The 11650-nt window shown below is 62.4% G+C and carries 11 protein-coding genes; 6 read left to right on the plus strand and 5 right to left on the minus strand.

Going from position 1 to position 11650, the window contains the following annotated elements:
• Entirely contained in the window at positions 1-942 is a 942-nt protein-coding gene (locus QRN59_RS12305; protein WP_284982787.1) for a sugar-binding transcriptional regulator, read from the minus strand.
• A 195-nt stretch (positions 943-1137) separates the two neighbouring features.
• On the opposite strand from QRN59_RS12305, the gene QRN59_RS12310 reads away from it, so the two are divergent.
• From QRN59_RS12310 to QRN59_RS12335, 6 genes are read left to right on the plus strand one after another with little or no spacing between them, the layout of a single operon-like run.
• On the plus strand, positions 1138-2697 hold the full coding sequence (locus QRN59_RS12310) for a sugar ABC transporter ATP-binding protein (RefSeq protein WP_284982788.1): 1560 nt from the start codon (positions 1138-1140) through the stop codon (positions 2695-2697).
• Positions 2694-3686: an ABC transporter permease gene (locus QRN59_RS12315; RefSeq protein ID WP_284982789.1), complete on the plus strand. Its 993-nt coding sequence runs from the start codon at positions 2694-2696 to the stop codon at positions 3684-3686. Before QRN59_RS12310 ends, QRN59_RS12315 begins: the two co-directional genes overlap by 4 nt.
• Positions 3687-3732: 46 nt before the next feature.
• Positions 3733-4794, plus strand: coding sequence for a substrate-binding domain-containing protein (locus QRN59_RS12320; RefSeq protein WP_284982790.1), 1062 nt, complete (start codon positions 3733-3735; stop codon positions 4792-4794).
• Between the two features lie 16 nt (positions 4795-4810).
• A complete protein-coding gene (locus QRN59_RS12325) occupies positions 4811-6508 on the plus strand; it encodes a dihydroxyacetone kinase family protein (RefSeq protein WP_284982791.1) in 1698 nt (565 codons plus the stop codon).
• Between the two features lie 27 nt (positions 6509-6535).
• Complete coding sequence (locus QRN59_RS12330) at positions 6536-6997, plus strand: ribose-5-phosphate isomerase (protein ID WP_284982792.1); 462 nt, start codon at positions 6536-6538, stop codon at positions 6995-6997.
• Positions 6998-7002: 5 nt separating this feature from the next.
• Positions 7003-7746 (plus strand): GolD/DthD family dehydrogenase, encoded by a 744-nt coding sequence (locus tag QRN59_RS12335; protein WP_284982793.1) that lies wholly within the window; start codon positions 7003-7005, stop codon positions 7744-7746.
• A 47-nt stretch (positions 7747-7793) separates the two neighbouring features.
• On the opposite strand, the gene QRN59_RS12340 is transcribed toward QRN59_RS12335, so the two are convergent.
• The 4 genes from QRN59_RS12340 to QRN59_RS12355 form a co-directional block, all read right to left on the minus strand.
• Entirely contained in the window at positions 7794-9149 is a 1356-nt protein-coding gene (locus QRN59_RS12340; protein WP_284982794.1) for an FtsW/RodA/SpoVE family cell cycle protein, read from the minus strand.
• Positions 9150-9290: 141 nt separating this feature from the next.
• The gene (locus tag QRN59_RS12345) at positions 9291-10343 is read right to left on the minus strand and encodes a cation diffusion facilitator family transporter (RefSeq protein ID WP_284982795.1); all 1053 of its coding nucleotides are present in this window, start codon (positions 10341-10343) and stop codon (positions 9291-9293) included.
• Entirely contained in the window at positions 10340-10702 is a 363-nt protein-coding gene (locus QRN59_RS12350) for an ArsR/SmtB family transcription factor (RefSeq protein ID WP_284982796.1), read from the minus strand. The genes QRN59_RS12345 and QRN59_RS12350 overlap by 4 nt, the downstream gene beginning before the upstream one ends.
• Positions 10703-11009: 307 nt before the next feature.
• The gene (locus tag QRN59_RS12355) at positions 11010-11612 is read right to left on the minus strand and encodes a DNA-3-methyladenine glycosylase I (protein ID WP_284982797.1); all 603 of its coding nucleotides are present in this window, start codon (positions 11610-11612) and stop codon (positions 11010-11012) included.
• Positions 11613-11650 lie beyond the last annotated feature (38 nt).

Below are 11650 nucleotides of genomic sequence, written 5' to 3' on the forward strand. Positions count from 1 at the left end.
CTAGCCTCCGAGTAGTCTTTCGGCCGTTGCTGCGTCGGTGACGAGGCCTTTGAGAATCCCTGAAGCCAACACCGCCCGGATCGCCCGGGTTTTTGTGGGGCCCCCAGCCACCGCTATGACGGTGGGAATGGCCCGCCATTGTGCTTCGGAGATCGCGATGCAGCGGTCGTCGATGTCGTGGATGACCGAACCCGTGTCCGTGACAAGGGTCGCTCCGAACTCGGCCACAACCCCCCGTTCAAGGAGTTTCTCGCGGTCGGCCGGGTCCAATGCACGGTTCTTGACCATCTGCGAGTTTTCCGGCTTCCACGAGCCGACTGACCCCACAGCAACCGTGACCTTGCTGAACTGCTCAAATGTTTGCCGGGTATCGGGCTGCCGCCGGATGCCGACGGCAGCCTGTGCATCGCTCACGACAAGAGGCGAGTAAATAGTCCAGGGCCGGACGCCCGCAATGGCACTCACGCGCCGCATGATCTCAAGACCGGTCTCCTGGATGGGACCGGCGACTCCTGCCAACTGGACGACGCCGCACTTCGGAAGCTCGTTCAGGGACCGCGCCATGGCATTGAGCGTGCGGCCGGATGTCAGTCCAAGTACGTCCTCGTCTGTCAGGAGTTCGCGCAAGAGATCCCCGGCCGTGGACCCCAGCTTGGCTTGGATGACCTCATCGGCGTCTGACGGGACATCCACCACCACGGCGTGTTCGAGACCAAAGCGTTCCCGGAGCTGGACGGAAAGATCGAGCCTCACACCCGAGGGGCTCGCGATGTGGATCTTGACGATACCTGAACTTACGGCCTCGTCGAGCAGGCGGCCTACTTTGAAACGGCTGAGGCCGGTCTCGTTGGCAATCTCGATCCTGGTCTTGTTCTGCAGGTAGTGCTGGGTCGCGATGTGGGCGATCTGAACTTGCTTGCCCGGTCCTGGCGCCTGTGCCATGAAACACCTCCGCTAGTCATTTGAGCACACTTTCAAGGCGATGGTCAGGTGCTCTCATGAGCAAAATTCTAGCACTTATGCATGCTTTGCTCATATGAGCACTACTAATTTACATCTGAGCAACAGACTCGTATAGTCGATATCGGCCACCCTCCACGTGGCAAATGAGACGACAAGCAAAGGAGCTCGATAAAGGTGTCGACCGTCCGCTCCGACGACAGCAACCCAGTCGTCCCGATGCTCGAGTGTTCGGGCATCACCATGTCCTTCGGGGGTGTCCCCGTGCTCAGGGGAATCACATTCACCCTTGAACCCGGGACCGTCACAGCCCTTGCGGGCGAGAATGGTGCCGGCAAGTCCACGCTTATGAAGATCGCCTCGGGTCAATGCCGGCCCGACGGCGGAGAGGTGAAGGTCCGCGGGCAGCACCTGCCCAGTGGGAACACGCAGGCGGCCTACTCCTTGGGGGTGGCCATTGTCCCCCAAGAGCTCGCTTCCATCCCGGAGCTGATGGTCTACGAAAACCTCTTCGTCGGCCGCGAGCTGAGGAGCAGCTTCGGCATGCTCGACCGCCGGGCGATGATCAAGGCCGCTGGCGGATACCTGGCGGACTTCGGCCTTGATACCGACCCGAGGACCCGCATGGGAGCCCTGCCCGTAGGAGTACGTCAGATCATTGAGATCATCAAGGCTACGAACCGCGGAGCCCGGGTCCTCCTGCTTGATGAACCGACGAGTGCAATCGCCGAACGCGAAGTCGCTCGATTAGCCCGGATCGTACGCACCTTGCGGGACCAAGGCGTTGCGGTCCTCTTTACCACCCACAAAATGGAAGAGATCCGGGCCATGGCGGACCGGGTAGTAGTGCTGCGCGACGGAAAGCTCGTGAGCGATACGCCTCTGTCCGACATCACCGACGACGGCATAGTCACCGCCATGATCGGCCGGGAACTTGATCAGCTCTTTCCTGAGCGCACCGAGTCAGGCTCCGATATCACCCTGGAGGTTGACAACGTCGTTATCGCCCACGGTTCCGAACCGATCAGCTTCTCCGTGAAGCGGGGTGAGATCCTGGGCCTCGCCGGCTTGGTGGGGGCGGGACGCACCGAGCTGATCGAGTGCATCTACGGCATCCGCAAGCCCGTCTCCGGAACGGTGCGGGTCTCCGGTGCGCCGTTGAGGCCTGGTTCGCCGCTCAACTCGATAGCTCGCAAGCTCGCGATCGTCCCGGAAGACCGCAAGGGTGCGGGGGCGGTGTTGTCCTTGAGCGTCTTGGACAATGCGACCCTGCCGCGGATCGCCGCCTTTTCGAGATTCGGGATCCTCCGCAGCCGCAAGCGTCGCGAGGCCGTTGGGGCCATCATGAAGTCGATGCGCTTGAAGAGCAACGGGCTTGACCAGAAGCTGGAGAACCTCTCAGGCGGAAACCAGCAGAAGGTCGTTTTCGGGCGTTGGCTCACCGGACAAGTAGACGCTTTGCTGCTCGACGAGCCTACCCGCGGGGTCGATGTCGGCGCGCGCAGCGAAATCTACCGCATCATCACCGGGCTCTCCTCCGCCGGCATGGCCGTCGTCATGGCATCCAGCGATATGCCCGAGATTCTCAGTCTCTCCCATCGCGTGTTTGTCATGCGCGATCTCGGTGTCGTCGGCGAACTCGATCGCGCCCAGCTTGACTGCCCGAACGTGCAGGACACCATTTTCCGACTCGCCTCCGGCCAGAGCGCCGCTCCTGTGAAAGACACCACCCCATGAACACCACCATCGATGCCCTCCCCGCACAGCAACGCCGAGACTGGAAGGAACTCGCCAGCGGATTCCTCGTCCGCCACATCATGGTGGTGGTGATGCTGCTCATTGTCGCGTTCTTCGCGTACCGCAGCGCACGGTTCGCCACCCCCGACAACCTCACCAACATCCTCATCGCGGCAGCACCGTTTGCGCTCATTGCGCTTGGACAAACGCTCGTGATCCTCACCGGCGGAATCGACCTTTCCGTCGGCAGCGTCATGGCGGCCAGTGCCATGGCCGCCGCCTGGACGGCGAAGAACGCGGGCGACAATCTGATGCTTCCCCTTCTGGCGGCATTGGTCACAGGCTTACTCGCGGGCGCCATCAACGGTTTGATCGTCAGCAAGTTCGAGGTCCCACCCTTCATCACCACCCTGGGAATGCTGACGCTGGCCTCCGGAATCGCCTATGTCATTGGCAACGGTGCACCGATCAACGGACTGCCCACCAGCTTCGGCTCTTTCGCCAACACCCAGATTCTGGGGCTGACCCTTCCGGTGGTCCTCATGATCATCGCCATCCTGGTCTTGGCTTTCGTCATGAAGCGAACAAACTACGGCCTGCGCGTCTACGCGATTGGCGGCAACAGGCTTGCTGCGGAGATCGCGGGCGTCCGTTCGCGCGGCATCCTGTTCAGCGTCTACGCCATCAGCGGTGTGCTTGCCGGCCTTTCCGGCCTCATGCTCGCCTCCCGTGTCATTACCGGTGCCCCCAACCTCGGCCAAGGCTACGAACTCGACGCCATCGCAGCGGTGGTCATCGGAGGCGCGAGCCTCATGGGCGGCAGGGGCACGGTGTGGGGCACCGCCGTCGGCCTCCTGCTGATCCAGACCATCAACAACGGACTCGACCTCCTCCTCGTCCCCGCCTACTGGCAGAACGTCATCAAGGGCGTGATCATCGTCGCCGCCGTCGGTGTCGATGTCTGGGCTGCCCGCCGCGGCCGCCGCTGATCGTCCATCCTCAACAAATCCCACCCCAACCAATCAAAGGAAGACCATGAACCAGGCGTCCTCAACGACGAAGAAGCTGCTCACTGGCACGGCGATTGCCGCCGTCGCCGCGCTTGGCCTGACCGCCTGCGGCGCGGGCGACCCGAGCGCCGGCAACGACAACATCACTATCGGAGTGACGGTCTATGACATGTCCTCGTTCATCACCCAAGGCAAGGAAGGCATGGAGGCCTATGCCAAGGCGAACCACATCAACCTGCAGTGGAACTCGGCAGGCGGAGATGTCTCCACCCAGGCCAACCAGATGCAGCAGTACGTCAACAGCAAGGTCAACGCGATCATCATCGTTCCTGTGCAGGCCGACTCACTCCAACCCCAGGTAGCCGCGGCAAAGGCGGCCGGCATCCCCGTCATCGACGTCAACACCGCTCTTTCCGGGGCGGACCTGACCGCCAGCGTGCAGCCCGACGACGTCGCGGCGGGAGAGCAGGAGGCCACCATGATGGTGGACAAGCTGGGAGGCAAGGGCAACGTCGTCGTGCTTGAGGGGCCGCTCGGTTCCTCACCGCAGATCGGCCGGGGCAAGGGCATCCAGAACGTGCTCGACAAGAACCCGAACATCAAGGTGCTGGCCAAGGACACAGCCAACTGGAAGCGTGACCAGGCCGTCAACAAGACGAGCAACTGGGTGTCCGCATTCCGCGGCGACATCAATGGCGTCATCTCGCAGAACGACGACATGGCGCTTGGTGCTATCCAGGCACTACGGGAAGCCGGAATCTCCAATGTCCCGGTTGTTGGCATCGACGGGATCGAGGACGGTCTCAAGGCGGTGCAGTCCGGGGAAATGATCGGCACCTCCCTTCAGCACGGCACAGTGGAGCTTGCCACGGGCCTCGCAGTCGCCGCGAAGATCGTGCGCGGAGAGAGCGTCAACAAGAAGCCTGTTTACACGATGCCCGCGATCACCGCGGCCAACGTCAACGACGCCTCCAAGAACGTCGTGACGGATAAGGACTCCTTCTTGAAAAACCTTCCCGCTCTCATCGACGACAACCTCACGAGCGGCAAGATCGCCTACGAAGGCCTTCCGGGCCAGAAGAAGTAAACAGGAGCGCACCCCCATGACTGTCCTCTACAACAACCCGGCAGATTTTGCCGAAGACCAGTTCACAGGCTTTCTCGACCTCTATTCCGACCGCTTGCAGGGCGTCCCTGGCGGAGCCGTCGCCCACCGCAGCGGGATGCCCCAGGTCGCCGTCGTCGTCGGCGGTGGTTCCGGGCACTACCCGGCCTTCTGCGGCATCGTTGGCCCCGGATTCGCAACCGGAGCCGTCGTCGGAAACATCTTTACGTCTCCTAGTGCCGCGCAGGTCTACTCGGTGGCGAAAGCCGCCGACCAAGGCAAAGGCGTCATCCTCACTTTTGGCAACTACGCCGGAGACAACATGAACTTCGGCATCGCTGCAGAACGCCTGCGGAAAGAAGGTGTTGATACCCGAATCGTGGTGGTCACGGACGACATTGCGTCTTCGCCGACTGAATCCGAACGTCGAGGCATCGCAGGTGACTTCACCGTGTTCAAAGCACTCGGGGCGGCTGCCGCGGCAGGGTTGGATATCGACGAGGTCGAACGGATCGGCCGGGCAGCCAATGCTGCTTCCCGCAGTTTCGGCGTCGCCTTCTCCGGTTGCACCATGCCTGGTGCAACAGAACCGCTCTTCACGGTTCCCGAGGGCCAGATGGGAGTTGGACTCGGGATCCACGGCGAACCCGGCATCCGCGACGAACCATTGAAGTCCGCTGATGAGCTAGCACGCCTTCTGGTCACCGATCTGCTCGCCCACGCCCCATCCGCCGATTCCTCGCGTGTCGCCGTCATTCTCAACGGACTAGGCACCACGAAGTACGAAGAACTCTTCCTGGTGTGGAAGTCCGTCGCACCGATGCTCCGCGAGGAGGGGCTCGAGATCGTCGATCCCGAGGTGGGCGAACTCGTCACAAGCCTGGACATGGGCGGGATCTCCCTCACCCTCATGTGGCTCGACAAAGAGCTTGAGTGGCTGTGGACCGCGGATGCCTACACCCCGGCCTACCGGAAACAGAAGTCCGCGCTCACCGGTCTGCGTCCCTCGTTACGCGCGGCCACCACTGCCGAAGAGCACGACGACGCGCCCACCCCCAGTGTTGCCGCTGTTCCAATCGCCGGGCTCGTCCTGGAAGGCCTTCGCGCCTTGGCGCGCACCATGCACGAGAACGAATTCGAGCTGGGACGCATCGACGCAATAGCGGGTGACGGCGATCATGGCCGCGGCATGGTCAAGGGTGCCGACGCGGCACTCGCTGCCGCAGAAAGCGCCGCAGCAGCATCCGCAGGTCCGGCATGGATCCTGCGTAAAGCCGGGCAAGCCTGGGCAGCCGCGGCCGGCGGAACCTCGGGAGTTTTGTGGGGAGCCGGGTTGGAGAGCGCGGGGGCGGTACTCGACGACGAGGCCACTGAGTTCGGGCGCAGTGAGCTCGCAGCGGCAGTACACGCTTTCGCCACAGCAATCACAGATCTGGGCCGGGCAAAGCCTGGAGACAAAACAGTCGTAGATGCACTTCTGCCGTTTGTCGACACCCTTGAGCTCTCGTTGATGAGCGGCGAGGAAAGCGTCAGGGCCTGGGTAAAGGCAGCCGAGGCGGCGAACGCGGCGGCAGCGGCAACCGCCGCCCTGACCCCGAAACTCGGACGAGCCCGGCCACTGGCGGAGAAGAGCATCGGCACGCCGGACGCCGGCGCGACGTCGTTCGGGATGATCGTCAGCGCCATCGGACGCTGATTGGAACAGAAGAGAAGGGACACCAGCATGAGCGGCACAAAGTGGCGCATCGTCGTCGGAAGCGACGACGCAGGATATGACTACAAGGAAATCCTCAAGAAGGATCTCGAGGCGAACGGCCTTGTGGCCTCAGTGGTTGACGTGGGTGTCAGCGCCGACGGTCACACCGCCTATCCGCACGTAGCGGTCAAGGCGGCGCGGATGGTCGCCAGTGGCGAGGCCGACAGGGCACTGCTCGTCTGCGGCACCGGTCTTGGGGTCGCCATCGCCGCCAACAAAGTGCATGGCGTTCGTGCCATCACAGCCCACGACTCCTTTTCGGTCGAGCGGAGCGTTCTCAGCAACGACGCCCAAGTACTGTGCTTCGGCCAGCGCGTGGTGGGCCTCGAACTAGCCCGTCGCCTCGCCAGGGAATGGCTTAGCCACCGATTCGATACCAGCAGCCCCTCGGCCGAAAAGGTCCAGGAAATCTGCGCTTACGAAGGATGACAACAATGGAACAGGAATTTGAAGGCCGCATCGCCATCGTCACAGGAGCGGCGAGCGGCATCGGTTACACGGTCGCCCACCACTTCGCGTCCCGCGGCGCACGCGTCGTCGGCGTCGATCTCTCTGAGAGCGTTGGCGCGCTCATGGCGGAACTCCCCGGCACAGGCCACCACGGTATTGCCCGTGACCTGACAGCACCAGAAGCAGCAGGCGAGGTCATTGCCGAAGCCGTGCGCGTGGCAGGCACCCCCCACATCCTCGTCAACTCAGCAGGGATCGCGCTGCTGGATCCGGCGATCGACGTGCCGGCAGCACGCTGGCAAGCGACGATCGACATCAACCTCAGCGCAAGCTTCTACATGGCGCAAGCCGCCGGCCGAGTCATGGTCGAGGCAGGATACGGCCGGATCATCAACCTCGCCTCGCAGGCCGCGGTGATCGGCCTCGACCAGCATGCGGCCTATTGCGCCTCGAAGGCGGCGATCGTTGGACTCACCCACGTCCTTTCGCTGGAATGGGCGCCCAAGGGCGTGACCGTCAACGCCGTGTCACCCACCGTTGTTGAGACGCCGCTCGGCAAGAAGGCCTGGGCCGGCGAAAAAGGCGAAAAGGCGAAACGCGATATTCCGGTTGGCCGCTTCGCCCAGCCGGAAGAAGTAGCGTCTCTTATCGCCTACCTTTGTGGCGATATGGCCGCTATGGTCACCGGCACGAACGTCTTGATCGACGGCGGGTTTACGACCGTCTGAGTGCCCTCGATTGGTGGCTCGGCAACCGGAACAGCGCCCGGTGTTCGTCAGACGGGGACGTGTTCCGTCTGGGAAGCAACTGTCTGGGGCCTGCGGGCTGCGTCACTGATCCGCAGCAGCAGGGCGACGATGATCCAGTTGGCAAGGAGGGAGGATCCGCCCGCGGAGAGGAACGGCGTCGTCAGCCCAGTGAGGGGAATAAGGCGGGTGACTCCGCCGATAATGATGAAGCACTGAAGGGCCATGGAGAAGGCCAGCCCGCAGGCAAGGAGCTTCCCGAAGGCATCCCGGATGCCCAGGGCGGCCCGGAATCCCCTGGTGAAAAGCAGCAAGTAGAGAAGAACGATCGCGAACAGCCCGATCAGGCCGAGTTCTTCACCAAGGGAAGCGATGATCATGTCGCTGTTCGCGAAAGGCACAAGGTCCGGGCTTCCGAGCCCGAGGCCCTTGCCGATCAGGCCGCCGTCGGCCATTCCGAAGAGACCCTGGACGATTTGGGCGCTACCTCCGGGGAAGCGGGTGAAGACCTGGGGGTCGAAGGCATTGATCCACGCGTCAATGCGCAAGCCGACATGGGAAAAGATCTTTGCTGCCGCGTATCCGCCCAGAAGCATGAGCACGACGCCGAGGACAAGCCAGCTGGCCCGGCTCGTGGCAACGTAGATCATCACGATGAAAAGGCCGAACAGCAGTATGGACATGCCGAGATCGTGCTGGAAGACCAGGACGCCCACGCTCGCCGCCCAAGCGGTGATCATCGGTCCTGTGTCCTTGATCCTGGGGAACTGCAGGCGCCCGAATTTCCTGCCGGCCAGCAGGATCAAGTCCCGGTTGGAGGACAAGTAGCCCGCGAAGAAGACGGCGAGCGTAATCTTCACGATCTCGCCAGGCTGGAACTGAAGGGAACCGAGGCGTATCCAGACATTCGCGCCGTTGATGTCTCCGGCGGAAATTCCCGGAACGAGGGGAAGGATGAGGAGGGCGGCGCTGACCGCGAGTGCAATGAAGGTGTACCGGCGCAAAAGCCGGTGGTCCTTCAAAAGCCACAGCACGGCGGCCGCGACCAGGACCGAGACGATCGTCCATGTGAGCTGATTAGTCCCGGCAGTAGTGCCGTTTGACGCATCCAGGCGTCGGATCATGGCGATGCCGAGGCCGTTCAAAGCCACCACAATCGGGAGGATCACCGGATCCGCATACCTTGCCTTGAACCGCAGGACAACGTGGAAGATCCCGGCCAGCGCCGTCAAGGTACCCGCCTGAAGCCAGAATCCAACGTCAAGGGCTTCCTTCTTGTCCACGCTGGTCATTGCAAGGGCACCAATGCCGACGCCAAGTGCCAGCACCAACAGCACCATCTCCACGTTTCGGCGAGGCTTCGCCAGAATCGCTTGCTGGCTCATCGGCATCTTCTTTCGTGGATCTCGGGCAGCCGGGCGGGTCCGGTTCAGTGGCTCAAGATCGGGTCAGTGGCTCAACATAAGGTTCAGTGGGCCATCATAGCCGCAGCGGCTGGGCAGCGGTTGGGAACAGGATCCGGTTGATCAGCGGCCAGCTTCCGTAACGGTCTGTATCACCATGTCGTCGAGCTTGGGGAGCGCATGCCCAAGCCGATGCCTGGCCTCGCCGACAGTTTCTTCCACCGCTGACAGCGGCGCGTTGGCGACGACGATCGTCGCTGCGCCCTGAAGGCGATGGCCGACCCAACGCAGTTGCAGCTTCGGCACGGAGAGCACGCCGGGTGTCATTTCCAACGCAGCCTGGGCGCCGTCCAGCAGTTCCGGTTCTATACCGTCCATCAAGCGTCGACCGATGCTGCGTACCGTCCCCCAGAGCAGGACGATGATGGCCGCCGAAATCAGCAGGCCGACAATCGGGTCCGCCAATGGGAAACCGAGCAGCACACCGCCGGCGCCAAGCACCACCGCGAGGGAAGTGAATCCGTCAATGCGCGCATGCACGCCGTCAGCGACGAGCGCAGCGGACCCGATCTGCCGGCCGACCCTGATCCTGTAAACGGCCACAATTTCATTGCCCGCAAAGCCGATGAGTCCGGCCGCAAGGACCCACCACAGATTGTGCAGGGGTTGCGGGTGGAACAGGCGATCGATGGATTGCCACGCGGCCACCACTGCCGAAAGCGCGACCACGCCGACAATGAACAGACCCGCAAGGTCCTCCGCCCGTCCGTATCCATAGTTGTAGCGTCGAGTTGCCGCACGACGCCCCAGAATGAACGCAATCCATAATGGCACTGCGGTGAGTGCGTCCGAAAAGTTGTGGATGGTGTCGGCCAGCAATGCGACCGAGCCGCTGATGAGGACCACGAGGAACTGCAGGACGGTGGTGCCCAGGAGCATGAAAAGACTGATCTTAAGTGCCCGGACACCCTGCGTACTGGACTCAAGGGCGTCGTCGATAGAATCGGCGGCATCGTGGGAGTGCGGGACGAAAAGCTCGTACAGCCACCCCTTGAGACCCTTGTGATGCTCGTGCGAGTGTCCGTCGTGGTCGTGGTCGTGGTCGTGGTCGTGGTCGTGGTGGTGGTGGTCGTGCACGTGGTGCTCGTGATGACCAACTTGCTGGTGACCGCTCATGCCGGTTCCTGTTCTGCGCGGTGGTGTGCAGGGGTGCCGCCCAGGGCGTGCTCTGCTTGGAATATTGCATCAGCGACCAACTGGCGGGCATGCTCGTTCTCAAGCCGGTACATGACCCTGGTTCCGTCCTGCCGCGTGGAAACCATTCTCGCCAAGCGCATTTTGGCAAGGTGCTGCGATACCGCCGCCGGGGACTTCCCTACGAGTTCCGCCAAGGCTCCGACGGCCATTTCGCCGTTCCGGAGCGCGAGGACGATCCGGACCCTCGTGGCATCGGCCAGCATCGCGAACACTTCCACAGCCAATTCAACGTATTGGCTGTCGACCCCCAGCGAGCAGTCCCTATTATCTGCATTCATACGCAGATTCTTTCACACATCCCGGCCAAAGCCACATCGAGGACTCGGGATGGCGAATAGGAAGTCCGAGGCGCCACGACAAGTGGGGGCCTGAATGAAGTTCTCAATGCCTTGGGGGTGAACTCTCAGTGAACCCGCGGACACTATCCACAGCCTTGTGCACATTGGGTAAAACCACGGGTCCATGGCGCGAGGGCCTGGTTATGACCTGAATGTCGGGGATCCTGGCTTCATGTACGTGGATGTCCACATGAATTGTCCACAGCTGTGGATAAAGTTACGCACTTCTGTGGAAAGAGGGTGGATATCAGAGCCAAACTCCGGAGCTGCCCCGACGATGGCTATCGAGCAGATGCGTATCGATCATGCCGATCGCCTCCATCAGCGCATACATGGTGGTGGGGCCCACGAAAGCGAAGCCTTTCTTACGCAGGGCCTTGGACAGCGCAATCGACTCCTGCGACTTGGTAGCGACGTCGGCAAACGTACGCGGTTCCGGCGTCGACTCCGGTTGGAACGACCACACGAAGTCCACCAACCCGCCCTCGCTCCGCAATGCGATCGTGGCTTTGGCGTTGGTGATGGTCGCGCGGATCTTGAGGCGGTTGCGCACAATTCCCGAATCCTGCATCAGCCGTTCGACGTCCGCCTCCGTGAAAGCCGCAACGCTTTCAGGGTGGAAGTCCAGGAAAGCGGACCGGAACGCGTCGCGCTTGCGCAAGATGGTGGCCCAGGACAAGCCGGCTTGGAATCCCTCGAGGCTGATGCGCTCATACAAGCCCCGTTCGTCCCGTACAGGCATGCCCCACTCGTGGTCGTAGTACTCGCGCATAAGCGGGTCAACGGATGCCCAGGGCGGACGCGCAAGGCCGTCGTCGCCAATGACGGTGCCGTTCTCGGGCGGGTTCATGGGTAATCCTCCACAGGGAGCCGGGCAGAAGCTGTTGT

Source organism: Arthrobacter sp. efr-133-TYG-118 (assembly GCF_030209755.1).
Lineage (GTDB): Bacteria > Actinomycetota > Actinomycetes > Actinomycetales > Micrococcaceae > Arthrobacter.

Bases quoted from the DNA above. Each gene is read 5' to 3' on its own strand.
- QRN59_RS12305 (WP_284982787.1), bottom strand. From the start codon at position 942: ATGGCACAGGCGCCAGGACCGGGCAAGCAAGTTCAGATCGCCCACATC.
- QRN59_RS12315 (WP_284982789.1), top strand. From the start codon at position 2,694: ATGAACACCACCATCGATGCCCTCCCCGCACAGCAACGCCGAGACTGG.
- QRN59_RS12320 (WP_284982790.1), top strand. From the start codon at position 3,733: ATGAACCAGGCGTCCTCAACGACGAAGAAGCTGCTCACTGGCACGGCG.
- QRN59_RS12325 (WP_284982791.1), top strand. From the start codon at position 4,811: ATGACTGTCCTCTACAACAACCCGGCAGATTTTGCCGAAGACCAGTTC.
- QRN59_RS12330 (WP_284982792.1), top strand. From the start codon at position 6,536: ATGAGCGGCACAAAGTGGCGCATCGTCGTCGGAAGCGACGACGCAGGA.
- QRN59_RS12335 (WP_284982793.1), top strand. From the start codon at position 7,003: ATGGAACAGGAATTTGAAGGCCGCATCGCCATCGTCACAGGAGCGGCG.
- QRN59_RS12340 (WP_284982794.1), bottom strand. From the start codon at position 9,149: ATGAGCCAGCAAGCGATTCTGGCGAAGCCTCGCCGAAACGTGGAGATG.
- QRN59_RS12345 (WP_284982795.1), bottom strand. From the start codon at position 10,343: ATGAGCGGTCACCAGCAAGTTGGTCATCACGAGCACCACGTGCACGAC.
- QRN59_RS12350 (WP_284982796.1), bottom strand. From the start codon at position 10,702: ATGAATGCAGATAATAGGGACTGCTCGCTGGGGGTCGACAGCCAATAC.
- QRN59_RS12355 (WP_284982797.1), bottom strand. From the start codon at position 11,612: ATGAACCCGCCCGAGAACGGCACCGTCATTGGCGACGACGGCCTTGCG.